This is a genomic window from Pelagibacterium sp. (assembly GCF_048264985.1).
Classification (GTDB): Bacteria; Pseudomonadota; Alphaproteobacteria; order Rhizobiales; family Devosiaceae; genus Pelagibacterium.
Genome location: NZ_JBLXCL010000001.1, coordinates 1,102,431 through 1,128,077, shown reverse-complemented (window position 1 = coordinate 1,128,077; position 25,647 = coordinate 1,102,431). Strand labels below are relative to the sequence as shown.

Genomic DNA, 25,647 nt, shown 5'->3' with positions numbered 1-25,647 from the left:
TCTAACACAATCATCCGCACGCATCATGATACCTATTCGGCTGTCGCGGCCATGACGCGATTGCGCCCCGCAGCCTTGGCCGAATAGAGCGCTCCATCGGCCCTTCGAATGAGACTTTCGGGGGTACTCGGCGACTTGCCCAAATCATACTCTGCAATCCCGAGACTGACTGTAACCTCGGTTCCAAGCTCACACTTGCTGGTTTCCGCTATCGACATTCTAATACGCTCGGCTACAGCCTTGGCGCCCTGCAGCCCCGTATCGGGCAGGATCACTGCAAACTCTTCGCCACCGTAACGCGCTGGCAAATCGGCCGGGCGCAAAAGGCTGGACTTGAGTACGTTTGCAATCATGATCAAGCAGACGTCACCAGCTTGATGTCCGTGGAAGTCATTGTAGTGCTTGAAATGATCTACATCGAGCAGCACCAGGCATAACGGTGTCCCTGCGCGCCCACATCTGGCCATATCGCGCTGTAGCGTCTCGTCAAACACGCGGCGATTGGCAAGGCCCGTAAGAGCATCGGTGGAGGCTTGGCGCGAAAGATCGGCATTGGCTTCGATCAAGGCGCGTTCGGCAAGCTTGAGGTCGGTTACGTCGGTAACGATGACAACAGCAGCATCGTTTCGGGCTGTCTGGTTGCGTAGTTGCAGATAGCTTCCGTTGAACAATTCGACGGTGACCACATTGGGAACCCGTAGCAAGCTGCCGACCCGTTCGGCCCAACCCTCAGGGTCGTTTTCCGGGATACCCAATTGTTCGCCGGTCCGCGCGCATTCAAGAAGAATATCACTGATGTGTGCACCGGGTACGCGCACATGAGCCGAGCGGGGAAATGCATCTCTGTACTGGTCATTGCAAAAGACCAGGTATCCATCGCGATCGAACAACGCGAGACCGTCGCTCATCTCCGACATGGCAAGCGAGAGGCGATCGCGGCTCTCGATGACCTGTCGTTCAAGCTGCTTGACCGTTGTGGTGTCGACAGTCATCCCTGCCAGGCCAACTATACGACCGTCTTTTCCAGTGAGCGGAACCTTGGATGTGCGATATGAGCGCCGCCGACCCTGGCTATCAACAAGGTCTTCTTCAAGATCTAGAATAGGCGTCCTGCTCTCCATGATTCCGCGTTCTTGGTCGTAAAGAGCCCGAGCGCGATCGGCATCCGTCAGTTCGAAATCGGTGAGCCCGATCATCTCGGAAGGTTCAGTGTATCCGTGGTGACGCGCTACCGCTTCATTGACCGTCAAAAAACGCCCATCAATGTCTTTGACGTAAAGAAACTCGGGCGCCTGAGCGAGAGCCGCCCGCAGGATGGCACGATCGCGTCCTGCCTGCCGCGTAGCTAACATGGTAAAACCCATCATTAGCGTCGCCAGCAGGCTCAAAACCGTACCGGGCACCACAAGGTTTCCCGTTTCCTCGATATTTGCGATGCGGGTGAGGATAAAAACGATGGTGAGCAGCAGCACTGCCATCGCTGCCCCAAGCACGACAATCCACAATGGGTGCGGCAGTGGGGACCGCGCAGCGGACCGAACTCCCAGCCCCACAAGGCCAGCTGCAGCCAGGTGCGCAAGGCCGATTGCGACGCCCGAACCGCCTTCAATGAACCGGAATGTCCCTGCCATGATTATGGCAATGACAGCAACGAGCGGACCACTGAAGAACGCACCTACCGCCACCACACATGTTCTCAGATCATAGACGACGCCGGGCACAATCTCGACGCTGAGCAGCATTGTTGACACAGCAGCAGTGCCGACAAGAATGCCAATGACGGACTTGCGCACAATCCAGAGTTGCTTGTCCAGCCAATCAGATGCCAGAGACCAGATGGAAGAAAACAGTGCCACTACTGCAAGGTTGGCAATCAGGGTTTGCCAGATATCGGACACGCTGTGCACTAACCTCTTTGGCCTTTGTCTAAACCCCCGCTGTGATTATGCCCTACCCCGCCCTTCATGCAAACAGCGTTATGAAAAATAGCTGGAATGCTGCTTTTCTCTGGGCTGAGACATCATAATTGGATACCCATTTCGGAAGCGCCGCACGTTTCGGCGATCCATTCAGTTGCCCCTCGGAGGTCCCATGTTTCCTGGCTTTCTCAAGCAGCATCTCTCGTCCAAACAGCTAAGTCGGGTACGCGATTTCGTATTCGCCGAACAGGCGGTCCTTCTCGCAATTGGACTGGCAGCAGCGCTTGTCTTTGCGTTTCTTGAAATCGCCGACGAAGTCAGCGAAGGCGAGACTCATGAGAATGACATTGCCATCCTGGAAATGTTCAGGGCACCGGGCGATGCCAACCAGATGATCGGACCATTCTGGTTTCAGGAGTCTGTTCGAGACATCACTGCTTTAGGCAGTTTTTCCATCCTCACCCTCGTTGTATCGATTGTGGTAATCTATCTTTTGCTTACCCGCCGCGCGGGAGCTGCTCTTCTTGTCGCTGGCGCCGTTATCAGCGGCGCCCTGCTTTCGGATCTGCTCAAGGAAGTCTTCGATCGCCCGCGCCCCGAATTCTCGGCCGTAGCGGGCGAACTCTCCGCAAGCTTCCCTAGCGGACACTCGATGATTTCGGCCGTCACATACCTGACACTTGGCGCTCTACTGGCCCGGCTCACCGACCTAAGGCGGGAAAAGGTCTTCTTTTTCGGCGTCGCCATCGTCTTGACCGCACTCGTCGGCATGTCGCGCGTGTTGCTCGGGGTTCACTACCCAAGCGACGTGATTGCAGGCTGGGCGCTTGGTGCTGCGTGGGCACTCGCGGCGACGTCGCTGGCATCAATTCTGCGCGGACGTGGGAAGATCTGACTACATTCGCTTTCCGCTCGCTGTGGCGGCTACCCAGTTTTACGGGCAAATGGACCGATTTGCGGAAACTGTAGCCGTGATCGCTTGCGGTTTGCCAGCGCGCAAACTAGCGGTACTATCGATAAAAAACCAATTATCCGTGGGAGGAGGAGCGAATGCGCGCGCTCGCTTTAGCTGTTCAGGCCATTGGCGGCCTGAACCGGCTGATCGGCAACTTTTTTTCTTGGTTGGCGGTTGGCGTTGTCGCCGTCTGCTTCGCAGTTGTCGTCCAGCGATACATCTTCCACACGACCTTCTTGTGGATGCAGGATCTCTATATCTGGCTGAGCGGAGCGATGTTTACCGCAATTGCCGGATTCGCCCTGTTCAGGGATGACCATGTGCGAGTGGATATCTTTTATCGACCCGCATCCACCAAGCGAAAAGCGATTGCCGACATCATCGGCGTCGTCATCTTCCTGATGCCATTCATGTTTGTCGTCTGGACTTGGGGTCTGCCTTATGTACAGCGCGCATGGAGCTTTTATGAAGCGTCCCAGAACATCGGGGGCATGCCGGGGCTGTTTGTGCTCAAGACCTTCATTCTGGTTTTCGCTGTCCTGCTTGGCCTTCAGGGCCTTGCAATGATTGCCCGCGCCATCCTGGTCCTGAACAATAAGGAAGATCTGCTCCCCGAGATCTATCGCTACAAGGTCGAAGGCGAAGAGGAGACGCATCTTGTCTAATATTCTTATCGGCGAAATCCTCTCTGGGCTGCTGTTCTTCGGCGTCATAGGCGCTTTGCTGCTGGGGTTTCCGGTTGCCTTCACATTGGCCGGCACATCCCTGATCTTCGGAACAATTGGCTATTTTCTCGGCGTTTTCGACTTTTCCAACATGGGCAACCTCATGGGGCGGTACATCGGCTACATGACCAATGAGGTTCTGGTCGCGGTCCCGCTTTTCATCTTCATGGGCGTGATGCTCGAAAAGTCCAAGATTGCCGAGCAATTGCTGCTCACCATGGGCAAGCTTTTCGGACGACTGCGCGGCGGTCTCGGCATCTCGGTGATCATTGTGGGCGCGCTTCTTGCCGCTTCGACTGGTGTTGTGGGCGCAACCGTTGTGACCATGGGTTTGATCTCCCTGCCCGCAATGTTGCGCGCAAAGTATGACCCAGGCCTTGCCTCCGGGGTCATCTGTGCGTCGGGCACCCTGGGACAGATCATACCGCCATCGACAGTGCTGATCTTCATGGGAGACATGCTCTCCTCGATCAACGCACAGGTGCAAATGGCACAGGGCAATTTCGCCCCCACACCCGTAACCGTAGGCGATCTTTTCGCGGGGGCGTTCATCCCCGGACTGATGCTGGTCGGGCTGTACATTTGCTACATGATTTACAAGGCGATTACGCAACCGGAAAGTTGTCCTGCGACACCTATGACGGAAGAAGAACGTAAGGGAATCGTCAAGGACGTCGTCGTCGCGCTCATCCCGCCGCTATTGCTCATTCTGCTGGTTCTGGGCTCAATCCTGACAGGCATTGCAACTCCGACGGAAGCCGGTTCGGTCGGCGCTGTCGGCGCTACGGTGCTGGCTGCGTTGCGCTGGAGGCTCTCGTTCAAGGTTCTGCGTGACGCGGCAATGACTACGGCGACCATCACCTCGATGATCTTCGTCATTCTGTTCGGCGCTTCGGTATTCTCGATCGTGTTCCGCGTCATGGGCGGCGACAATTTAGTGCATGAGTTCCTGACCGGACTGCCCGGCGGCGCAATCGGCGCCATGATCGTGGTCATGCTCATCATGTTCGTGCTCGGGTTCATTCTCGATACGTTCGAGATCATCTTCATCATCATCCCGATCACCGCTCCCATTCTGCTCGCACTCGGAGTCGATCCGATTTGGCTGGGTGTGATGGTTGGCGTCAATCTGCAGACGAGCTTCATGACCCCGCCATTCGGCTTCTCTCTTTTCTACCTTCGAGGGGTGGCGCCCAGTCGGGTGACAACGGGGATGATCTACCGCGGGGCGATTCCCTTCGTGGCCATCCAGATCGTCGCGATAGCCCTGTTGTTCATGTTCCCGCAGCTCATCACCTGGCTGCCATCACTGAGCAACTAAGCCGGTCACAGCGCCGACAAGCAAGAAAGCCCGCCAATTGTTGGCGGGCTTTCGTCATATTGATTGCGATTGCGTATAGGGTTCTCGACATAGCGCCGAAAAAGAAAGGCCCAGGAGAATCCCGGGCCCTTCCAATTTTGTTGTAGCGTCGCTTCGCTTAGTCGAGCGTGAAGTACTGCTCACGGGCCCGCAAGAACAGCGAATCCGTGCCGTCGGTCTTCTGGCGCACGATCTTGAACGCCTCGACATAGCTTTCTGCAACGCGCTTGGTCAGTTCATCGCCATTGTCGCGGATGTTGGTGAGAACTTCCTTGGCGGCAACCGCACCGGCTTCCAAAATTTCATCAGGAAACTGGCGAACGGTAACACCGTGATCATTGACAAGCGTCTGAAGGGCCCGGGGGTCGTTAGCGGCGAAGTCGGACGCCACTTCGTCATATTCTGCCTGGCAGACGAATTTGACGAGCTCCTGAAGGTCCTGTGGCAGTTCCTGGTACTTTGCTTTGTCGACCACAAGCTCAGTTGCCAGACCCGGCTCGATGAAGCTGGGGAAGTAGTAGTTCTTGGCGATCTGGTAGAAGCCCAGAGCAAGATCGTTGTACGGGCCAACGAATTCAGCAGCGTCGAGCGTGCCGTTCTGGAGGGCGGCAAAGATATCGCCAGCAGCGAGATTGGTCACCGATGCGCCAAGCTTCTCCCAAACTTGACCACCAAGGCCTGGCGTACGGAAGCGAAGGCCCTGAACGTCAGCAACGCCGGTCAACTCATTGCGGAACCAGCCGCCAGCCTGCGTGCCGGTATCGCCCGAGAGGAAACCCTGAACGCCGAACTGGTCGTAAATATCGTCCCAAATTTCCTGGCCGCCCATGTGGCGCACCCAAGCCGCAAGTTCGCGGTTGGTCATGCCGTAGGGAACGCCAGTATAGAACGACAGGCCCTGGCTCTTGTTCTGCCAGTAATAGGCAGCACCGTGGCTCATTTCAGCAGATCCGTCGATAACCGCGTCCAGCGCCTGAAGGCCAGGGACCATTTCACCGGCAGCAAAGACCTGCACCGAAAGACGACCGCCTGAAGCAGCGGTGATGCGGTCGGCAAGGCGCTGCGCACCGACACCGAGACCGGGGAAATTCTTTGGCCAGGTGGTGACCATACGCCAGGTGATGTTGCCCTGCGCAATGGCCGGGGCGGCCAAAGTGGTGGCTGCCGCTGCGACACCTGCGGTCGCGGCACCTGCCTTCTTGAAGAAGTCACGTCTTTTCATAAAATCCTCCCAAATGGTGCTTTTGCACCGGCTAGAAACGGGTTTAGGCCGCGCTACGAGAGCCGCCACCGTTTTCGAGCGCATCTTCGAAGCGCAGGGCAAAAAAGACTGCATTTGCCTGCTTCCGTCGAGGTCTCGGTTCCTCAGGTTACCTGCTTTATTCGCAAAGGCTACCCAGTATTACGCAGTAAGTGATAATGGACGGCGGTACTATCGGCTACAATCGCCCGCGACCGGCCGACACTCCGGTTGGAGGAGAACTTTACGTCATGCAGTTCCGGCATCAGATTCTGGCGCTCGCCATCGTTCCACTGATCCTTGCGATCGTCGCCATCACCTGGCTGGTCACATGGCAATCGGCCAGCCTGGCGCGGGCAAGTATCGACACTTTCGAGCGCAACATGGTCCAGGCCAAGCAGGATGAGTTGCTCAACCTGACAAATATGGCACTGTCGGCCATCGATGGCATTTACAGCGAGGCATCGACCGATGACGACGCGGCCAAAGAGGAAGTAAAAGCAATTCTAAATGCCCTCGACTATGGCGAGGACGGCTACTTTTTCGTGTACGATTACGATGGCGTCAACATCGTCCATCCACGACAAACATACAGGCCGGGCCAGAACTGGCTGGCCCTGACCGATCCAAATGGCGATCGCGTGATCTACAATCTTGTCGAAAAGGCGAAAGAAGGCGGCGGCCTTCACTCCTACCTCTGGGAAAAGCCTTCTGCGGGAACGATGGCCGAGAAGGTCTCATTCGCAGTCGGGCTGGACAAATGGGAGTGGATGTTGGGAACCGGGGTCTATCTCGATGACGTCTTTGCGCAAACTGCTGCCGCCCATGAAGACCTCCGCAATACGATCAACTCGACATTCTTCACGATCGTTTTGATCGCTGTACCGGCAGTGTTGCTGGTTTTCGGGAGCTGGATGGTGCTCAATCTCCATGAACGTCGACTGGCCGACAGCAAGCTCAAAGAGTTGACCCAGCGGATTATCGACACTCAGGAAGAAGAACGAACACGTATTGCGCGCGAGCTTCACGATGGCATATCCCAGATCCTGATTGGCGTGCGCTATGCCATCGATCTGGCGCGACGAAAGGTCGAGCACGGATCCGATGGCGCATCGGAAGCCATCGGGAAAGGCGCAGACGCGCTCAATGGCGCCATCAAGGAAGTGCGAAGGCTCAGCCATGATCTGCGTCCCGGGGCTCTGGACGATCTTGGTCTTTCGGCAGCTCTTGAAGCGCTGACGCACAATTTTGAAGAGCGGACGGGGATCAAGGTTGCGCTTGAGGCCGTGGCCTTCAAGAACATGCTGTTGCCTGAAGCTCGGACCGCGCTGTACCGCGTCGCTCAGGAGGCTCTTAACAACATCGATCGGCACGCCAGTGCCAGCGAAGTGACCATTGCACTGTCAAGCCCGCATGGAAGGGTACAAATGGTCATTACCGACAATGGAAAAGGTTTTTCCCGCGAGGTGGGCGTTCAGCGCGGTCTCGGCCTTCGCAACATGTCCGAAAGAATGGCGCATTTCGGCGGCACAATGATGGTTGAGCCCTCCCCCAACGGCACAACGCTTCGCGCCACGCTCCCAAAATCGGTTTTCATCCGCCAGTCAAAGCTAGCCGAGGTCGCATGAGCGTTCCAAATCCAATCAAGGTTCTGCTGGTCGACAACCATCCGCTGGTGCTCGACGGGCTCAAGGCCATACTGGAAACCTACGATCATATCGATGTTGTCGGTGCCGCACCGAGCGCGCGTGCCGCGCTCGATATTGCCCGCAGATCCGAACCCGATGTTGTCCTCATGGACATCAACATGCCCGAGCTCAACGGTCTGGACGCCATCGAGCTGTTCAAGGAAGAGACACCAACAACCAAACTGTTAATGCTCTCGATGCACGACAGCCGCGAGTATATTTCGACATCGGTGATGTACGGAGCGTCGGGCTACATTCTCAAGGATGTCTCGACCGAAGAGATCATCAAGGCCATTGAGACTGTTGCCGCGGGCGGCACGTTCTTTTCAACCGGCGTATCCGACGTATTGCTTGAGCGCGGTGAGAAAGCACAAAAAAGCAAGGCCCTGACGACTCGCGAACAAGCAATCCTGCTGCTGATCGCTGCGGGAAAATCGAACAAAGACGTGGCAGCGACCCTCGACATTTCGGCGCGGACAGTTGAAACCCACCGCAAGAACATCAAGAAAAAGCTTGGCATCGCCACCACCGCCGGGCTTACGCGCTATGCCATCGAGAACGGGCTTGTCGGTGGATGACCGCAAAATCGTGAGCATGTCGCGATCACAAAGCGCTTGGCCATTTGTGGCAAAACCGACATGGTTGCCACAGTGACTCGCTGACCAGGATCGCCTATGGCCGCTTATATTCTGCGACGCCTGCTATTGATGGTTCCCACGGTGTTCGGGATCATGGTGGTGTCGTTCCTTGTCGTCCAGTTTGCACCGGGCGGCCCAGTGGAGCAGGCAATAGCGCGTTATTCTGGAACAGAAGTTTCTGCGCTCTCGCGCATTACAGGCAGTGCACAAGGCGATTTTTCAAGCCAAAGCGGTATCGACAACAGCGCTGCCAGCAGTTCCAGCAGCGAACCGCAAGGTGCATATCGCGGTGCCCGCGGATTGCCGCCAGCATTCATCGCGCAACTGGAAGCCCAGTACGGTTTCGATAAACCACCGGTCGAACGGTTTTTTTCGATGCTGTGGGATTACCTGCGGTTTGATTTTGGAGAGTCTTACTACCGGGACATATCGGTCATCGATCTCGTGCTTGAGAAGATGCCGGTGTCGATTTCCCTAGGGTTCTGGATGATGCTCATTTCATATGGGGTCTCCATTCCGCTTGGCATCGCTAAAGCGGTACGCGATGGTTCGCGGTTTGACGTCTGGACATCGGGAGTGGTGATCATTGGCTACGCCATACCGGGTTTCCTATTCGCCATACTACTGATTATCCTGTTCGCGGGAGGCAGCTTCTGGTCGTTCTTTCCCTTACGCGGACTGACATCGTCTGGCTTTGATTCAATGCCGTGGTATCGGCAGATTCTCGACTATGCCTGGCATCTTGCCTTGCCGATCACAGCAATGGCTGTGGGCGCCTTTGCAACCTCGACATTGCTGGTGAAAAACTCTTTTCTCGATGAAATCCGCAAGCAGTACGTCGTTACCGCTCGCGCCAAGGGCCTGACCGAGAACCGGGTTCTTTACGGTCACGTTTTTCGCAACGCCATGCTGATCGTGATCGCCGGATTTCCGGGGGCTTTTGTCGGCGCATTCTTCGGTGGGTCACTTCTGATCGAAACGATCTTTTCGCTCGATGGCCTGGGTCTGCTCGGCTTTCAATCGGTCTTGACGCGTGACTATCCGGTGATATTTGCCACGCTGTACATCTTTTCGCTCGTTGGGCTTGTTCTCGGGCTGATCTCCGACCTCACCTATATGTGGATCGATCCGCGCATCGATTTCGAGTCGCGAGAGGTCTGAGCTTGGCAGTTTCTTCGATAAACCAGCGCAGGCTCGCCAATTTCCGCCGCAATAGGCGGGGCCATATATCGTTCTGGATTTTCGTGGTTCTGGTTGTCGTGACTTTGTTTGCCGAAGTCATAAGCAACGATAGACCGCTGCTCGTTTCCTACAAGGGCGAAATTCTGGCTCCTGTGGTTATCGATTATCCGGAGAGCAAATTCGGCGGCTTCCTTGCGGTCACCCAATACCGATCCTCAGTGATCCAACGCGAAATTGAAGACAACGGCTGGGCGCTTTGGCCGGTGTTCCGCTACTCGCACCGAACAGTGGATACCGCCCTGCCCCGGCCCGCACCGACGCCGCCAAGCTGGTTGATGAGCCGGGAAGAAAACTGCGCACGCTATCGCGACGGCGTAGACGATCCTGGCTGTATATTGGGAAACATGCACATTCTGGGCACTGACGATCAAGGGCGAGATGTCCTTGCGCGGCTCATTTACGGATTCCGCATTTCGGTGCTGTTCGGGTTGACCCTAACCATCCTGTCATCGGTGGTCGGCATCGTCGCTGGCGCGGTTCAGGGCTATTTCGGCGGCTGGACGGACCTTTTGTTTCAGCGCTTCATCGAGATATGGACCTCGATCCCCTCCCTCTATCTGCTGCTCATCATTTCAAGCGTGATAGCGCCGAGCTTTTGGATCCTGCTCGCGATCCTCTTGCTATTTTCATGGGTCGCACTCGTTGGCGTGGTGCGCGCGGAGTTCCTGCGGGGGAGAAACTTCGAATATGTGAATGCGGCCAGGGCCTTGGGAGTGGGGAGCGGAACCATCATGTTCAGGCACCTTTTGCCCAACGCCATGGTTGCAACCGTAACCTTCGTGCCCTTCATCCTTGGGGGATCGATCACGACGCTGACCGCGCTCGATTTCCTAGGGTTCGGATTGCCGCCCGGCTCTCCTTCGCTTGGAGAACTGCTGGCCCAAGGCAAAAACAACCTTCAGGCGCCCTGGCTGGGGCTTACCGGCTTCACTGTCATTTCGGTCATGCTCAGTCTTTTGGTCTTTGCCGGCGAAGCTGTGCGCGACGCATTTGATCCTCGCAAGACGTTCGGATGAAGACATGACAGATACGCTGCTTTCCATCCGCAATCTTGATGTTTCATTTCAGCTCGGAGAGCGACAGCTCAAAGCAGTGCGGGATGTAAGCTTTGATATTGCACCGGGCGAGACAATGGCACTGGTGGGTGAATCCGGCTCTGGAAAGTCGGTTACCGCGTTATCGATACTGCGCCTCCTCCCCTACCCTTCAGCCTCGCATCCTGCCGGCGAAATCTCGTTCAAAGGCGCCAACCTGCTGACAGCCGACGACAAATCGCTCCGAAAGGTCCGAGGCAATAAAATCTCGATGATCTATCAGGAGCCGATGAGTTCGCTTAATCCGCTGCACAGCATTGAGAAGCAGGTGAGCGAAGTGCTGTCGCTTCATCAGGGACTCGGCCGTAGCGCAGCACGAAATCGCGTATTGGAACTGCTCGATGCTGTCGGCATTGCCGACCCCGCCTCGCGACTTGCCTCCTATCCACACCAACTCTCGGGCGGCCAGCGTCAAAGAGTGATGATAGCCATGGCGTTGGCGTGCGAACCGGATCTGTTAATTGCCGACGAGCCGACTACCGCACTTGATGTAACTGTGCAGGCCCAAATTCTCGATCTGTTGAAATCGGTACAACAGCGCATGGGTATGGCCATGCTCTTTATAACTCACGATCTGGGTATTGTGCGGCGTATGGCAGATAACGTCTGCGTCATGCAGAATGGAGAGATTGTTGAGCGCGGCGAAACCGCGGCGCTGTTTGCCAATCCTCAACACGCCTATACCCAGCACCTCCTGTCCTCGGAATTGTCTCAGCTGGAGCCGGTTTCCACCAGGGATGGAGAGCCGGTTGTGGCCGTTGAAGATCTCAAAGTCTGGTTTCCAATCAAACGTGGTGTGTTCAAGCGGACCATAGGGCATATCAAGGCAGTAGATGGCGTCGATCTGGTTGTCAGGCGCGGCGAAACGCTGGGAATCGTCGGAGAGTCTGGCTCGGGGAAGACCACACTTGGTTTGGCGATGCTAAGGCTGATTTCGTCCCAGGGCCGGATCGCATTCCTCGGCGAAAACATAGAGTCCAAAAATTCACGCGCAATGCGGTCCTATCGTGCCGACATGCAGGTGGTTTTTCAGGACCCGTACGGCTCGCTCTCCCCTCGCATGAGCATCGACGACATAATTGCCGAGGGCCTGACTGTTCATTTTCCTGCTTTGAGGCATGAGCAACGCGATGAGAAGGTCAATTCAGTACTCATCGAGGTCGGGCTCGATCCAGACACGCGCCATCGTTATCCGCACGAGTTCTCTGGCGGTCAGCGCCAGAGAATTGCCATAGCAAGGGCGCTAATCCTCGAACCGCAATTTATCGTTCTCGACGAGCCAACCTCGGCGCTAGACATGAGTGTGCAGACCCAAATCGTGAAGCTTCTCAGAGATTTGCAGGCGCGACGTGGCTTGACCTACGTCTTTATATCTCACAACCTCCAGGTCGTGCGCGCCATCGCCAGCGAGATCATTGTCATGCAAAATGGCAAGATCATCGAACGGGCGACAACCGAGACATTGTTCGATGCTCCCCAGCACCCTTACAGCCGTGCGCTACTGGCCGCGGCCATCGATGTGACCATCAAATGAGATATTATCGCGCACGCAGGGGGCGCGACGCATGAAACTTGCGCCATGCACGAGCCGGTCGCGCAAAAGTGGTACCCGCTCTTGTCCAAAGCGCTCTATGATCGACTGAACCACCTTCGCCTTGAGAGGGGATCAAAGCCATGAAGACCTTCGCATTTACAGCCGCATTGCTGACCACGCTATCGCTTCCAAATGCTGCAACAGCTCAAGATGATGCCGATTGGGTGCATGCAATGGCATTGAACGGCACTCCTAAATACGCGGCCGGCTTTGAGATGTTCGACTACGTCAATCCCGATGCGCCAAAAGGCGGAACGGTGCGTCTGCCAGCCCTTGGTGGGTTCGATACGTTCAACCCGATACTACCGCAGGGTGAGCCAGCGACGGGGATGGGCCTGGTTTATGAGACATTGACCACGCGCAGTGCCGACGAAAACTCAGTTTCCTACGGTCTCCTGGCGGAAGCTTTTCACTACCCCGATGACTTTTCTTCAGTGACTTTTCGGCTCAACCCTGACGCACGATGGCAGGACGGCGAACCGGTTACCGTCCAAGACGTGCTCTGGAGTTTTGAGCAGGTGATCGAGATTTCCCCCACTTATTCGGAATACTATGCGTCCGTCGAAGACGCCGAGATTACCGGCGAACGGGAAATCTCATTCTATTTCAGCGAAACAGGCAATCGCGAGTTGCCAGCAATCATGGGCGAGCTTCTGGTGCTGCCGAAGCATTGGTGGGAAGGCACAAATGCCCGCGGCGAACAGCGCGACATTGGGGCTTCGACGCTGGAGCTGCCGATGGGTTCAGGGCCTTACACGCTGACCAGCTTCGATGCCGGGCGGACTCTGGAGTTCACGCGTGATCCCGATTACTGGGGCATTGATGAGCCAGTTAATGTCGGCACAGCCAATTTCGATGAGTATCGCGTTGAGTATTTTCGCGACACGACGGTCATGTTCGAAGCGTTCAAGGCCGACGAGTTTGATTGGTGGACCGAAAATATCGCGCGGCGTTGGGCAACTGGCTATGACATCGCCGCGGTAGCAGACGAGCGCATCGTGCTTGAGACCTTCGAGAACGGCTATAACGCTTCGGGCGTTATGTGGGGCTTCGTGCCCAATCAACGCAGAGAAAAATTCCAGGACCCGCGCGTCCGTGAAGCGCTCAATTACGCTTTCGATTTCGAGGAGTTGAACCGCACCCTGTTCTACGAGCAGTACCAGCGCATCGACTCCTATTTCTTCGGGACCGAGCTTGCCGCACCCGAGGGACCACCAACCGGCCTTGAGCTTGAAATTCTTGAGGAGGTCCGCGACCTGGTCCCGGCCTCGGTATTCGACGATCGGTTCGCCAACCCAACAGGTGGCAGCGAAGATGCATTGCGCGACAATCTTCGTGAGGCCCTGAGGCTGTTTAATGAGGCTGGTTACACGCTGGACGGCACCCGACTTGTCGATGCGAATGGCGATCAGTTCGGTTTTGAAATCCTGTCTTACGATAATACGATAGAGCCAGTGGCGTTGCATTTGGCTCAAAACCTCAATGCAATCGGCGCAAATGTGACGCTGAGGGTTGTCGATACCCCGCAATACACAAACCTTGTTCGATCTTTCGATTACGACGTGATTTACACCCGCTGGGCACAATCGCTCTCGCCAGGCAACGAACAGCGCTACTATTGGGGCACGTCATCGGCAAATGAACAAGGATCGCGGAATTATGCAGGTATTTCTGATCCAGGCGTCGATGCCTTGATCGAAAAGATCGTTCTTGCGCCCGATCGTGAAACGCTTGTGGCCGCGACGCATGCGCTCGACCGAGTATTGCTTGAATTGAGCAACGTCGTGCCCAGCTACACGATTACCTACGCAAGAACGGCGCGTTGGGACCGGTTCAGCCACCCAGAAATCCTCCCCGAATTCTCCGTCGGCTTTCCCGATGTGTGGTGGTGGGATGAAGAAAAGGCCGCTGTAACAGGCGGCAACTCGCAATAATTGAAATGTCCCTCGGTCCTCGCGGGTCATCAACCACAAGCTCTGGAAAGTGTGACCATGGCTCAGGACGTCATCGTCATCGGCGCCGGCATCGTCGGCGTATCGACCGCAATTCATCTACTTCGGCGCGGGCGGAGCGTCTTGCTCATCGATAAGAACGCACCGGGGCGGGAGACCTCTTTCGGTAACGCCGGCATCATCCAACGTGAGGGGGTTCGCCCTCACGCCTTTCCGCGCGACCTTGCTACCTTGATGCAAGTGGGCTTGCATCTTTCGACGGCGGCGCGCTACGACCCGTTCGCGCTGCCAAGAGTGACACCAGCGCTTATGCGGTATTGGTGGAAGTCCTCCCCGAACCACTACAGTCACGTCGTGCGTAGTTACGCGCCGCTGATCGCCAGATCGATCGACGAGCATTCAGATCTGATTTCGGCGTCTGGCGCAGAAGACCTTGTCATTAAAAAAGGTTGGTTTCTGGCGTTCCGAACCTCCGAGAAGCTCAAGGCCGAAGCTGCAAAAGCAAAAAAAGATCTCGAGCTGTATGGGATCAACCACAAGGTGATCGATGGCGCCGAGATGGCTCGGATCGAGCCCGATTTTACCGAACGACTTGCCGGCGCTATCCATTGGACAGACCCATGGACGATCCGCAACCCCGGGGCACTGGTTGCCAAATATTTCGAACTTTACAAGTCGATGGGCGGCCAATTTCTGGGCGGCGAAGCGTCCAGGCTCGAGCAGGACAGCCAAACGTGGACAATCACCGTCGATGGGGCACGACATAGCGCCAGCGAAGTGGTTATGACGCTCGGCCCATGGGCACCAGAGGTTCTCGAACCGCTTGGGTATCGGCTGCCGCTGTTCGTCAAGCGTGGATATCACATGCACTATGGCAAGAATAAAGAAGCCACGCTCAACAACTGGATGATTGATGCTGAGGTCGGTTATTGCCTGGCACCTATGGAAAACGGCGTTCGGCTGACGACTGGCGCTGAGTTCGCACTGCGCGATGCCGCTCCGACCCCAATCCAACTCGGCAGGGCCGAGGCCAAGGCGCGTGCTCTGTTTCCGCTAGGGGAGCGACTTGATCCGCAACCTTGGAAGGGCGCACGTCCCTGCACGCCCGACATGATGCCTATCATTGGCCCCGCGCCTAAACATCGGGGTCTGTGGGTGGGGATCGGCCACGCCCATCACGGCTTCACCCTCGGTCCGGCGACCGGCCATTTGCTGGCACAAGCCATGACAGGAGAAAAGCCGGCAATCGATATCGCGCCATTCGCTATGGATCGGTTTGCAGGAACCTACCCTCGTTAGCCTAACCGATCCTGCTGAGGCGGACTTCCGCCTCGGCAGATGGCATCAGGCGCGTTATCAACTCCAGAGCATCTCTGGCAGGCAAGGGCCGTGAGAACAGGAAACCCTGTATCTCGTCGCACCCGTGCTGACGCACTGCATCAAGCTGGGCTTCGGTCTCTACGCCTTCTGCAGTCGTCGACATTCCAAGACTGCGTCCCAAGGCAATGACGGCCTTGATGATCTCGAAATTAGCGTCTTTGGACCCCACGTCCTCAATGAACGAGCGATCAATCTTGATCTTGTCGAACGGAAATGCTCGGAGATAAGAAAGAGATGAATAGCCAGTCCCGAAATCGTCCATCGAAATATGGATCCCCATGGCGCGCAGGGCATGAAGTGTTTCCAATGTCTGCTCTGAATCACTGAGCAAAACGGATTCCGTGATCTCCAACTCGAGACGGCTTGCCGGGAGGCCAGCATCATCAAGCGCCTGCTTTACACTATCCAGCAGTCTCCGGCTCTTGAACTGCACCGGGGAAAGGTTGACGGCGACGCGGATATTGCTGGGCCATGTTGCTGCCGTGAGGCATGCCTGTTTGAGCACCCATTCGCCCAACTGCACGATAAAGCCGATTTCTTCAGCGACGGGAATAAATTCTACTGGTGAGATGGGACCCATCTCGGAATGTTCCCAGCGCAAGAGAGCTTCCATGCAGGAGATGCGGTTGCTTTCCAAATCCATGAGCGGCTGGAAGACCAATTTGAATTCGTCACGCGTCAATCCCAGCTTCAAACCACTTTCAATGGTACGCCGATGCTGCATTGCAGCGTCCATGCCCTTCTCAAAGAAACGGTAGTTGCCACGTCCGTCGCTCTTTGCGCGATAGAGCGCGAGATCGGCATTTTTCATCAAGGTCTCGCCATCGATGCCATCGGTCGGTGCCACGGCGATCCCGATCGATGTGCCGATGATGACCCTGTGTCCCTCAATTTCCATCGGCTGGCTTATCGCTTCAATCAAGCGCTCGGCCAGTGCGGCAGCATCGTTGGGACTTTTCAGCGGTCCGGCCAGTATGGAGAATTCGTCACCGCCGAGCCTTGCAGCACATTCATGCTCACGCTTGGCATGATTGATGCGACCGGCGACTGTCCTGAGCACCGCGTCGCCGACGCCATGCCCCAATGTGTCGTTTATCACCTTGAAGTGGTCGAGGTCGAAGCACAGGATTGCCATATTTTCCCCGCGCCGTATCCGCGACTCTGCCATAACCATTTCCTCACCGAACAGCGTCCGGTTGGGCAAATCGGTCAGCGCATCATGACGTGCGAGGTGATGAATGCGCGCCTCTGACCGCCGCTGCTCGGTAATATCCTGATGGGTTTCGACCCACCCACCATCTTCCATTGGCTGATGGACTAACGAGATGATCTGGCCGTTTTCGAACTCGCAGATATCAGCACTGCGCTTCCTATCTGTGATGGTCTGTACCCGACGCTGGAGAAAGGCCATTGGACCTTCCTTCGGCCGCATCCCGTTTTCAAACCGATAGTCGAGAATGTCGGTCAACAAAGTGCCTGGTTGCCGAAGGCTTTCAGGGAGGTCATAAAGCAAGGCGTAGTTCGCATTGCAGATCACCAGCCTGTGATCTGCATCGATCATGCAAAGACCATGTGCCATGTTGTCAACGGCAGTTTCGAATCTCACCGCCTGACGCGCCAAATCGGCCTCGCGCTTCGACAAGGCGGTAAGATGATCGCTGGCGTCGGTAATATCTTCGTGCGTCACGAGCCAACCGGTACCCGGCCGCCCCGTATACGTCGTGCGTATCGAGCGATCGCGCAGAACCTGCTCATACTGCGTTGGAACTTCGCGACGTTTTTGCCGTTCGAAACGGCCCAGCATCGCAATGTGGAGTTCATCGACGCTGTATCCGAAATAATTGCCTGCATCGATCACCGCACAACAGCAATCGCGCAAGCTCATGCCTGCGGTCAGGGCTTCAGGCGCAAGGCCGAACGTCCATGCATATCGCGCATTGAACAGTTCAAGTTTTAGATCCTCGCTCCAAACGCATAACCCGTAGGGCATTGCCTCCAGCGCGGCATCCACCGCGTGCGTATTTCCCATCCCCTTGCCGTCCGGCATTCCTCGTCCCCAACACACGCTAATCAATTGATGAGCATCATGGGATGCCAGCCCTGAAACAACAGTGAATCCAATTGCCGGATTTTCTGATTTCGCGGTGAACACTAATAGCGGGTTAATCGATTACGAGGGAACTGATTTACTTGTCCCGCGTTTAGGGCCTGCATTTGATGCTCAGTCTTTGATTTATAGTACTTTCTTGGAGAATTTCATGAGCCGAAATACGCTTTATCTTCTGCTTGGCGCTTTGATCGTGGTCGTTATCGGGTTTGCGATCTATGCGTACCAGCAAGAATCTCAACCCGAGGGCGTGCAAATCGAGCTCAACGAACAGGGCATTTCTGTAGAAGGCAATTAACCGGCACCTCTTTGAATGCCATAAAGACGCTTTCCCCGCGCTCCACTGCCCGCTATTGAGTGCTCAAAGTTGCACTAGAGTGGGAGGCGGAGCGTATGGGTCTTCCAGCGCAAACAATCAGCGATCTCAAACAAAGGGCCAAGCGCCGCGTTCCGCGGATGTTTTTCGACTATGCCGACTCCGGTTCATGGACTGAAGGCACCTACCACGCCAATGAGACCGACTTCTCCAAAGTGAAGTTTCGTCAGCGCGTCGCTGTCGACATGACCAATAGATCTCTTGCAGCAACGATGGTTGGTCAGGATGTGGCCATGCCCGTTGCTATAGCGCCAACTGGCCTAAGTGGCATGCAGCATCCAGATGGAGAAATGCTCGGAGCGAAAGCCGCGCGCGACTTCGGCATCCCCTTCACACTTTCGACAATGAGCATCTGTTCCATCGAGGATGTATCGGAAGCCACCGGGGGAGCCCCTTTTTGGTTCCAGCTCTATGTCATGCGTGACCGAAAGTTCATGCATAATCTCATAGACAGGGCCAAGGCCGCCAATTGCTCGGCACTTGTCCTGACGCTTGATCTGCAAATTCTCGGCCAGAGGCACAAAGACGCGCGCAATGGCCTTTCAGCGCCGCCTCGGATCAACCTGAACACTATCGGACAGCTGGCATCACGTCCGCAATGGTGCTTGTCTATGCTCAAGACAAGACGGCACACCTTCCGCAATATCGTCGGCCACGCCGAGAATGTCGCCGACATCTCCTCGCTATCGGCGTGGACAGCCGAACAGTTTGATCCTCAGCTCAACTGGTCTGACATTGAATGGATCAAAGAGCGCTGGGGCGGAAAGCTCATTCTAAAAGGCATTATGGACACCGAAGACGCGCACATGGCGACAGCGTCTGGTGCCGATGCCATAATCGTCTCAAATCATGGGGGGCGGCAACTCGATGGCGCCCCGTCCTCGATCGAGACGTTGCCCGCAATAGTGGATGCTGTGGGAGACAAGATCGAAGTTCACATGGACGGCGGCATCCGGTCTGGCCAGGATGTCATGCGGGCTATCGCTCTTGGCGCAAAAGGCGTCTATATCGGCCGCCCATGGCTCTATGGGCTGGGGTCTGGCGGTGAGGCCGGTGTCAGACAAGCTCTCCAAATCATCCACAAAGAACTCGATATCACGATGGCGTTTTGCGGCGAGCGCGATATCTCCAATGTCGGACGGCATAACCTTGTTAATCCGGATGTCTTTTCATCATGACGATTTCCAATCTCCCCACGCTTCCACGCCATGTCGTTGAGCGCGCAGTTCGAACAGCATTCGCAGAAGATCTCGGAGAAGCCGGAGATATCACTTCGCAGGCAACGATATCCCCCGATGCGACAGCAATCGCTCGAATAAGTGCTCGCACGGCAGGGATCATCAGTGGACTCGATTGTGCGCTTGCCGCCTTCTCTCTGATTGGTGATGGCCTTGTGACCGAGCCCTTTGTGGCAGACGGCGCAAAGATAGAAGTGGGAGCTTCTATTCTTCAAGTGCGCGGCAATGCACGCAATCTCTTGGCGGCCGAACGCACGGCGCTCAACTTTCTGACGCATTTGAGCGGCATCGCGACCTTGACGCACAGTTTTGTGCTTCAAACCGAAGGAACGACTGCCCACATATGCTGCACCCGCAAGACGACTCCCGGACTGCGTGCACTCGAGAAATATGCTGTTCGGTGTGGCGGTGGGCACAACCATCGGTTTGGGCTGAACGATGCCATCCTTATCAAGGACAACCACATTGCCGTTTCCGGTGGCGTGCGTCAGGCAGTTGAGGCTGCAAGGGCTTTTGCAGGGCACCTCGTTGCAATCGAGGTTGAAGTGGATACGCTCAATCAACTCGAAGAAGCACTTGTGACTGATGTCAACGCCATCCTTCTCGACAATATGGATGAAGATACGCTTGCCAGGGCCGTAGCTATCACCGCAGGACGAGCAAAACTGGAAGCGTCCGGCAACGTCACGCTTGAGCGGGTCGCTGCAATTGCACGAACCGGGGTGGACTATATTTCGACGAGCCGGATTACTGCTGCGTCTATGCCGCTGGACCTAGGTCTCGACATAGAAATTGATTAAGGGCGTTTTCTCACGCCATCGTAACACCTTCTATCGTACGCGAAGAGATCCAAGTTCGACTTGCCGTCGTACTTCTTGGCAAGTGCTGCGCCTTCATATATAGGGCCATCATATTCTCGTTCAGCATATGATCGTTGAAACATGAACGTACGGACATTGTGCCTCTCCATCCTCTACACGCAGGATGCGAGCGGATATGAAATTCGCAAGCTATGCACCGAAGGCAATGGCGCCTATTTTGCCGAGGCCAGTTTCGGCTCGATCTATCCGGCTCTCTCCAAGCTGGAAGACGAGGGGCTACTGACCTCGACGATCCAACACCAGAATGGCAAGCCGTCCAAAAAAATCTATTCGATAACCGAAGCGGGACGGGCTGCATTTTGCGACGCCCTGCATGAACCCCTGGGAGAAGATGTATACCGCAGTCCATTCCTGCTGTTTGCCCGTTTCGCGCATCTGCTCGACCAAGATCTAGTCAAGTCTCGTATCCAAGACAGACTGGCGGAGCTGGAAGCCGAAATTGCTGAACTCAGGGCTTTGGAGCACAAGATAAATATCGGCAACGTTGAGAGCCATGCCAATGACGCATGGGTGCTCAGCCATGGCATCGCGTGCCTTGAAGTTGCACATCAACATCTGCATACCCACATGAATTCCTTAATTGCCTCCGCGCGACGGGACCAATTGCGCGTCCGGCAACAAGCAGCTGAATAGAGGGCGCTGTTTAATGCAATTTCTTAAGTCTTTCGGTTTGTCACTATTTATTCTCCTCGCCGCCGGCATATGGTTCGGCACGGGATCACTTGTCATGGGCGGTCAAGGGCCAGGAAACGGCGAAAAGTCGATTATCGGCTTGATCGAAGGTGATGACCATGGCCCGATCTCGACATCATTGGCCGAAGCCGGCGTATTGACTGAACACTCGACTGAAGAAGTCGAGCAGGCGCGCCTGACAATTGCCCAGCGTATTGCCCAAGACAATGGCGCAGCGGACGCTGCGGTATCGGTACGCACCGAAACATTCGACCGTCAGGCCATGCCAATCGAAGTGACCCTGCGCGGAAGAACAACAGCCGCTGCCAACGTCTCCGCAGTTGCCGAGACGGCAGCCGTCGTTGAGACTGTGCATGTCAACAAAGGCGATCAGGTAGAGGCAGGCGATTTGTTGTGCTCGCTCGCTCCCGGCACACGGGCAGCAGCAGTAGCCCAGGCTGAAGCCGGCCTTGCGCAAGCCGAAGCCGGACTGGCCCAGGCGCAGCTTGACCTTGAAACGAACACATCCCTGCGTGAGCGGGGCCTTGCCCCAGCCAATACGGCAAATTCGGTGCAGGTCGCCTTGGCAAGCGCAGAAGCCCAAGTTTCTTCGGCACAAGCCGCCCTCGACAACGCAAGAGCAGAGCTCGACCGCACGGAAATCATAGCAGAAGTTTCCGGACTGGTTCAGGCGCCGATAGCAACCCGCGGCGCGATGCTCTCGCAGGGTGGCGTCTGTGCGACCATCGTTCAGCTCGACCCCATAGTGTTTGCCGGGTCAGTCGCCGAGGCCAACATCACACTGGCTCGGACCGGACTTGCAGCGACTCTGCACACAGTGACCAATCAGGACGCAACCGGTGAAGTGACATACGTGGCGGCCAGCGCCGATGATGCGACCCGGTCTTTCCCGGTCGAAATCGAGTTCGACAATGCTGACTTCGCGATCCGAGAGGGCGTTACCGCGACAGCAACCGTCAATATGGGTTCGATGCCTGGCCATTTGCTGCCTCAATCGGTGCTGACACTCAACGATGAAGGCGTGCTGGGTGTACGGTCAGTCGAGGAAGGCGTCGTCGCCTTCACACCGATTACCATCGTCTCGGACACGCGCGACGGCGTATGGGTGACCGGGCTCCCGCAGTCGATCGACATCATCACCATTGGCCAGGAATTTGTAGTCGATGGGCAAACCGTGCAGACCGGGCACAATGGCGTCCCCGACGATGCAACGGAGACTTCTGAAGAAGGCGCACCTGCATGACCAGCTTCATCGAACGCATACTGCGCATGCCGCGCGTCGTGATGACAATCATGGCGCTGCTTCTGCTCGCTGGTGGCTTCTCCTATTCGGCTTTGCCCAAGGAAAGCTTTCCGGCTATCGACGTTCCGTATCTTTACGTGTCGATCAGTCAGACCGGGGTTTCGCCACGGGACGCTGAAAATCTGTTAGCCAAACCAGCCGAGGAAGAACTCAACGGGCTGGATGGCCTGGTGAACATTACCTCAACTTCAACCACCGGGCACGCCGCGGTGGTTCTCGAGTTTGGTGCCAACGTCGAGACCGACCAGGCCCTAGCCGACACCCGTGCGCGCATGGACGCGGTCAAGGCCAACCTGCCTGACGACGCCAACGATCCGACAGTGAGCGAGATCGACATGGTGGGTTTCCCCATCATCTCCGTTGCCGTCTACGGCGACGTTCCCGAACGTGAGTTGGTGCGCCGCGCCGAAGAACTGCAAACCGCCCTGGAAGGGATTGGATCCGTACGCGAAGTCACTCTTTCCGGCGCACGCGACGAAGTTGTCGAGGTCACAATCGACCTGATGCGGCTTGAGGCATACAATTTGACCGCCAACCAGCTGTTCGACGCCTTGGCGCGCAACAATCTGGTCGTGGCTGGCGGTACCATCAACACCGGCCAAGGCTCATTTAGTGTCGAAGTGCCAGGACTGATTACCAGCGCTCAAGACGTGTTCGAGCTTCCAATCAAGACAGACGGGAACAATGTCGTAACATTTGGCGACATTGCCAACGTTACCCGTACGCTTGAGGACGCGACTGAGTACACCAACGTAAACGGCTCCCCTGCCCTGATCCTCGGCGTTAGCAAGAAGGCCGGCACCAACATCATCGAAGTGTCGGACACTGTGCGGGCGCTGACCGAAGAAACCGCCGCGAACTGGCCGCAAGGCGTCGGGCACAGCTTCTTCCTCGATCAGGCCGAAACGACCCTTGGACTGTTCCGTTCGCTCGAAGCAGCGGTGCTCACGGCTGTGGCCCTGGTGCTGATCACTTGTGTCGCCGTGCTCGGTGTGCGCGCCGCGTTCATGATCGGCATGTCGATTCCTCTCTCGTTCATGATCGCCTTTCTCTACATGCAGATGACCGGCATGACGATCAACATGATGGTCATGTTCGGCTTGGTGATTGCTGTGGGGGTTCTGGTGGACGACCCTGTCGTGGTCGTCGAGTACGCTGAGCGAAAGCTTCAGGAGGGAGTCTCCAAGAAGGAAGCCTTCATCCAGGCGATGCACAAGATGTTCATCCCGGTGATCGGTGCAACTGCTACGACACTTGCCGCTTTCGTACCTCTGCTGTTCTGGCCGGGCATCATCGGGAAGTTCATGACCGATTTGCCCACGATCGTAATCGTGGTGATGTCCGCGTCGTTCATTTCTGCACTGATCTTCATGCCGGTTATCGGCGCTGTCATTGCATCAAGCCATGTGGACCCCGAGCGCAAGGAACAGGCCGATATCGTAATGTATCCCGAGAAGTTCCACCCCAAAAAGGTAAAGGGACCGACCGGGGTTTATGTGCGATTGATGGCAGTGCTTTTGCGCTGGCCGATTCCGACGTTGCTCGTTGGTTTCGGCATCGTCTTCGGCGTGTTCTTCACGTACGCCGCCAACCCTACCGGGGTTGAGGCCTTCCCTGCGTCTGAGCCGGAATATGCGACAGTGGCAGTTGTCGCGCGCGGCAATTACTCGCCCGAGGAAGTCCGTGACATGCTCGTCGAAGTCGAAGATGAACTGATGCAGGTTCACGGCATTCGCGACATCATCATGCAGTTCGGCACGACCGGCGCTATGGGCACAATGCCGCCCGATACGATCGGCAACTTCCAGCTCCAGCTGATCGACTACAACAACCGGGTGAAGGCTGAGGAGATCTTTACCGATATCCGTGAGCGCGTTGCAGACATTTCCGGACTGCAGGTACAGGTTCTTGCTACTGAGAGCGGTCCACCGGCCGGCAAAGATATCAACATGCGCGTGGAAAGCACCAATTACGATGCTTTGGCACCTACTGTAGCACGCATACGCGACTACCTAGAAAACGAATTGCCCAATACTACCGATATCGAGGACGGTCGCCCGTCACCCGGCATCGATTGGCAAGTCACAGTGGATCGTCTTGAAGCCGCTCGCTATGGCATAGGCGTGCGAGAGCTGGCCCCCTATGTCCAACTCGTCACTTCGGGTGTCAATTTGGGCACCTATCGCGATCAGGACACTGGAGACGAACTTGATATCAAGGTCAGGCTTCCCCAGGATGAGCGTACGCTGGATGCCTTGGACTCAATGCGTATTGCGACGTCGCAAGGCATGGTGCCCGTCTCGAACTTTATTGCCAGACAGGCAGTGCCTAAAGTGGCCAATATCGAGCGGCGCAATCAGGTGTACGTGATGCCGATCGCTGCGAGCCTGGTGGCCTTGCCGGAAGGCGTCTATCCCGCGACCCGCGTGGCTGAACTACAGGCTTGGCTCGATGAACAGGAATGGCCCGACGGTGTAACCTTCGCTTTTGGCGGCGCCGAAGAGCAGATGGGTGATGCCAATGCCTTCATCGCTCAGGCATTCGGTGCTGCAGTGTTCCTGATCTTCCTGATCCTGCTGCTTGAATACAACAGCTTCTATCAGGTGTTCGTAACACTATCGACAGTGTTCATGTCGGTCGCTGGCGTCCTTCTGGGCATGTTGGCCACGGGCATGAGTTTTTCGGCCATCATGACAGGGCTTGGCGTGGTTGCACTCGCGGGTATCGTTGTGAAGAACGGAATTGTTCTGATCGACACCTACAATGAGTACAACCGCGAGCAGAAGGTCGAGCCGGTCACTGCCATGCTGCTCACCGCCGCACAACGCGTACGTCCGGTATTGCTAACAGCATTTCTGACAGCGCTTGGCGTGATTCCAATGTGGGCGAACGTCGAGTTTGACTTCCTGCGGCGTGAAATCGTTGTGGGCGGCATTGCCGGGTCGTGGTTCATCCACCTTTCGGCGGCCTTGGTCAGCGGATTGTTCTTCTCGACTGCCCTTACGCTGATCATGGTTCCCGTCATGATCACGGCTCCAAAGGTGATCAAGGGACAAGTCGGCAGCGCGTTCAACTGGATCCGCGGTCGCAGGGAAGAACAATCCATGCCGTCCGGGTTTGATGGCATGGCTGTTGCCGTGGCGGGCGAAGATGCCGCCCAGCGTCATGTTGTGACAAAGGATACCGAACTCATTGAGCGCAATGAAAACGGCGTCACCGTTATTTCTCGACGTCCTGCAGCTGAGTGAAGCTAGGGCCCCGC

General features: G+C 56.2%; 19 protein-coding genes. 16 read left to right on the top strand and 3 right to left on the bottom strand.

Going from position 1 to position 25,647, the window contains the following annotated elements:
• Positions 1-32 precede the first annotated feature (32 nt).
• Positions 33-1,898 carry a diguanylate cyclase gene (locus ACN0TA_RS05545; protein WP_417580627.1) on the bottom strand — a complete coding sequence of 622 codons (1,866 nt, stop codon included), beginning with the start codon at positions 1,896-1,898 and terminating at the stop codon, positions 33-35.
• 193 nt (positions 1,899-2,091) lie between these two features.
• Here ACN0TA_RS05545 and ACN0TA_RS05540 point away from each other — a divergent pair, with 193 nt between their 5' ends.
• The 3 genes from ACN0TA_RS05540 (at position 2,092) to ACN0TA_RS05530 (ending at position 4,920) form a co-directional block, all read left to right on the top strand.
• The gene (locus ACN0TA_RS05540; RefSeq protein WP_417580625.1) at positions 2,092-2,814 is read left to right on the top strand and encodes a phosphatase PAP2 family protein; all 723 of its coding nucleotides are present in this window, start codon (positions 2,092-2,094) and stop codon (positions 2,812-2,814) included.
• Between the two features lie 155 nt (positions 2,815-2,969).
• Positions 2,970-3,539 (top strand): TRAP transporter small permease subunit, encoded by a 570-nt coding sequence (locus ACN0TA_RS05535; protein ID WP_417580623.1) that lies wholly within the window; start codon positions 2,970-2,972, stop codon positions 3,537-3,539.
• A complete protein-coding gene (locus tag ACN0TA_RS05530; protein WP_417580621.1) occupies positions 3,532-4,920 on the top strand; it encodes a TRAP transporter large permease in 1,389 nt (462 codons plus the stop codon). Before ACN0TA_RS05535 ends, ACN0TA_RS05530 begins: the two co-directional genes overlap by 8 nt.
• Before the next feature lie 157 nt (positions 4,921-5,077).
• Here ACN0TA_RS05530 and ACN0TA_RS05525 read toward each other — a convergent pair whose 3' ends face one another.
• Positions 5,078-6,181, bottom strand: a complete 1,104-nt coding sequence (locus ACN0TA_RS05525) for a TRAP transporter substrate-binding protein (RefSeq protein ID WP_417580619.1) — start codon at positions 6,179-6,181, stop codon at positions 5,078-5,080.
• A gap of 269 nt (positions 6,182-6,450) precedes the next feature.
• On the opposite strand from ACN0TA_RS05525, the gene ACN0TA_RS05520 reads away from it, so the two are divergent.
• The 7 genes from ACN0TA_RS05520 to ACN0TA_RS05490 all read left to right on the top strand — a co-directional run bounded on the left by ACN0TA_RS05520 (position 6,451) and on the right by ACN0TA_RS05490 (position 15,706).
• The gene (locus ACN0TA_RS05520) at positions 6,451-7,827 is read left to right on the top strand and encodes a cache domain-containing protein (protein ID WP_417582066.1); all 1,377 of its coding nucleotides are present in this window, start codon (positions 6,451-6,453) and stop codon (positions 7,825-7,827) included.
• Positions 7,824-8,465, top strand: coding sequence for a response regulator transcription factor (locus ACN0TA_RS05515; protein WP_417580617.1), 642 nt, complete (start codon positions 7,824-7,826; stop codon positions 8,463-8,465). The genes ACN0TA_RS05520 and ACN0TA_RS05515 overlap by 4 nt, the downstream gene beginning before the upstream one ends.
• A 96-nt stretch (positions 8,466-8,561) precedes the next feature.
• Complete coding sequence (locus tag ACN0TA_RS05510) at positions 8,562-9,686, top strand: microcin C ABC transporter permease YejB (protein WP_417580615.1); 1,125 nt, start codon at positions 8,562-8,564, stop codon at positions 9,684-9,686.
• A gap of 2 nt (positions 9,687-9,688) precedes the next feature.
• Positions 9,689-10,783 carry an ABC transporter permease gene (locus tag ACN0TA_RS05505; RefSeq protein WP_417580613.1) on the top strand — a complete coding sequence of 365 codons (1,095 nt, stop codon included), beginning with the start codon at positions 9,689-9,691 and terminating at the stop codon, positions 10,781-10,783.
• 4 nt (positions 10,784-10,787) lie between these two features.
• Positions 10,788-12,395 (top strand): ABC transporter ATP-binding protein, encoded by a 1,608-nt coding sequence (locus ACN0TA_RS05500; RefSeq protein WP_417580611.1) that lies wholly within the window; start codon positions 10,788-10,790, stop codon positions 12,393-12,395.
• A 140-nt stretch (positions 12,396-12,535) separates the two neighbouring features.
• Positions 12,536-14,389, top strand: a complete 1,854-nt coding sequence (locus ACN0TA_RS05495; protein ID WP_417580609.1) for an extracellular solute-binding protein — start codon at positions 12,536-12,538, stop codon at positions 14,387-14,389.
• A 57-nt stretch (positions 14,390-14,446) separates the two neighbouring features.
• Entirely contained in the window at positions 14,447-15,706 is a 1,260-nt protein-coding gene (locus tag ACN0TA_RS05490; protein WP_417580607.1) for an NAD(P)/FAD-dependent oxidoreductase, read from the top strand.
• Between the two features lies 1 nt (position 15,707).
• Here ACN0TA_RS05490 and ACN0TA_RS05485 read toward each other — a convergent pair whose 3' ends face one another.
• The gene (locus ACN0TA_RS05485; protein ID WP_417580605.1) at positions 15,708-17,834 is read right to left on the bottom strand and encodes a putative bifunctional diguanylate cyclase/phosphodiesterase; all 2,127 of its coding nucleotides are present in this window, start codon (positions 17,832-17,834) and stop codon (positions 15,708-15,710) included.
• A gap of 211 nt (positions 17,835-18,045) precedes the next feature.
• On the opposite strand from ACN0TA_RS05485, the gene ACN0TA_RS05480 reads away from it, so the two are divergent.
• The 6 genes from ACN0TA_RS05480 to ACN0TA_RS05455 all read left to right on the top strand — a co-directional run bounded on the left by ACN0TA_RS05480 (position 18,046) and on the right by ACN0TA_RS05455 (position 25,633).
• Positions 18,046-18,192 (top strand): hypothetical protein, encoded by a 147-nt coding sequence (locus tag ACN0TA_RS05480; RefSeq protein WP_417580603.1) that lies wholly within the window; start codon positions 18,046-18,048, stop codon positions 18,190-18,192.
• A 95-nt stretch (positions 18,193-18,287) separates the two neighbouring features.
• On the top strand, positions 18,288-19,448 hold the full coding sequence (locus tag ACN0TA_RS05475) for an alpha-hydroxy acid oxidase (RefSeq protein ID WP_417580601.1): 1,161 nt from the start codon (positions 18,288-18,290) through the stop codon (positions 19,446-19,448).
• The gene (gene nadC / locus ACN0TA_RS05470; protein WP_417580599.1) at positions 19,445-20,308 is read left to right on the top strand and encodes a carboxylating nicotinate-nucleotide diphosphorylase; all 864 of its coding nucleotides are present in this window, start codon (positions 19,445-19,447) and stop codon (positions 20,306-20,308) included. Before ACN0TA_RS05475 ends, nadC begins: the two co-directional genes overlap by 4 nt.
• Before the next feature lie 141 nt (positions 20,309-20,449).
• Complete coding sequence (locus ACN0TA_RS05465; RefSeq protein WP_417580597.1) at positions 20,450-21,022, top strand: helix-turn-helix transcriptional regulator; 573 nt, start codon at positions 20,450-20,452, stop codon at positions 21,020-21,022.
• 13 nt (positions 21,023-21,035) lie between these two features.
• Positions 21,036-22,325 carry an efflux RND transporter periplasmic adaptor subunit gene (locus ACN0TA_RS05460; RefSeq protein WP_417580595.1) on the top strand — a complete coding sequence of 430 codons (1,290 nt, stop codon included), beginning with the start codon at positions 21,036-21,038 and terminating at the stop codon, positions 22,323-22,325.
• Positions 22,322-25,633: an efflux RND transporter permease subunit gene (locus tag ACN0TA_RS05455; RefSeq protein ID WP_417580593.1), complete on the top strand. Its 3,312-nt coding sequence runs from the start codon at positions 22,322-22,324 to the stop codon at positions 25,631-25,633. Before ACN0TA_RS05460 ends, ACN0TA_RS05455 begins: the two co-directional genes overlap by 4 nt.
• Positions 25,634-25,647 lie beyond the last annotated feature (14 nt).

Coding starts and splice junctions, on each gene's coding strand:
- ACN0TA_RS05495 (WP_417580609.1), top strand. CDS start 12,536: ATGAAGACCTTCGCATTTACAGCCGCATTGCTGACCACGCTATCGCTT.
- ACN0TA_RS05540 (WP_417580625.1), top strand. CDS start 2,092: ATGTTTCCTGGCTTTCTCAAGCAGCATCTCTCGTCCAAACAGCTAAGT.
- ACN0TA_RS05460 (WP_417580595.1), top strand. CDS start 21,036: ATGCAATTTCTTAAGTCTTTCGGTTTGTCACTATTTATTCTCCTCGCC.
- ACN0TA_RS05510 (WP_417580615.1), top strand. CDS start 8,562: ATGGCCGCTTATATTCTGCGACGCCTGCTATTGATGGTTCCCACGGTG.
- ACN0TA_RS05515 (WP_417580617.1), top strand. CDS start 7,824: ATGAGCGTTCCAAATCCAATCAAGGTTCTGCTGGTCGACAACCATCCG.
- ACN0TA_RS05525 (WP_417580619.1), bottom strand. CDS start 6,181: ATGAAAAGACGTGACTTCTTCAAGAAGGCAGGTGCCGCGACCGCAGGT.
- nadC (WP_417580599.1), top strand. CDS start 19,445: ATGACGATTTCCAATCTCCCCACGCTTCCACGCCATGTCGTTGAGCGC.
- ACN0TA_RS05465 (WP_417580597.1), top strand. CDS start 20,450: ATGAACGTACGGACATTGTGCCTCTCCATCCTCTACACGCAGGATGCG.
- ACN0TA_RS05490 (WP_417580607.1), top strand. CDS start 14,447: ATGGCTCAGGACGTCATCGTCATCGGCGCCGGCATCGTCGGCGTATCG.
- ACN0TA_RS05480 (WP_417580603.1), top strand. CDS start 18,046: ATGAGCCGAAATACGCTTTATCTTCTGCTTGGCGCTTTGATCGTGGTC.
- ACN0TA_RS05520 (WP_417582066.1), top strand. CDS start 6,451: ATGCAGTTCCGGCATCAGATTCTGGCGCTCGCCATCGTTCCACTGATC.
- ACN0TA_RS05535 (WP_417580623.1), top strand. CDS start 2,970: ATGCGCGCGCTCGCTTTAGCTGTTCAGGCCATTGGCGGCCTGAACCGG.
- ACN0TA_RS05455 (WP_417580593.1), top strand. CDS start 22,322: ATGACCAGCTTCATCGAACGCATACTGCGCATGCCGCGCGTCGTGATG.
- ACN0TA_RS05500 (WP_417580611.1), top strand. CDS start 10,788: ATGACAGATACGCTGCTTTCCATCCGCAATCTTGATGTTTCATTTCAG.
- ACN0TA_RS05485 (WP_417580605.1), bottom strand. CDS start 17,834: ATGCCGGACGGCAAGGGGATGGGAAATACGCACGCGGTGGATGCCGCG.
- ACN0TA_RS05475 (WP_417580601.1), top strand. CDS start 18,288: ATGGGTCTTCCAGCGCAAACAATCAGCGATCTCAAACAAAGGGCCAAG.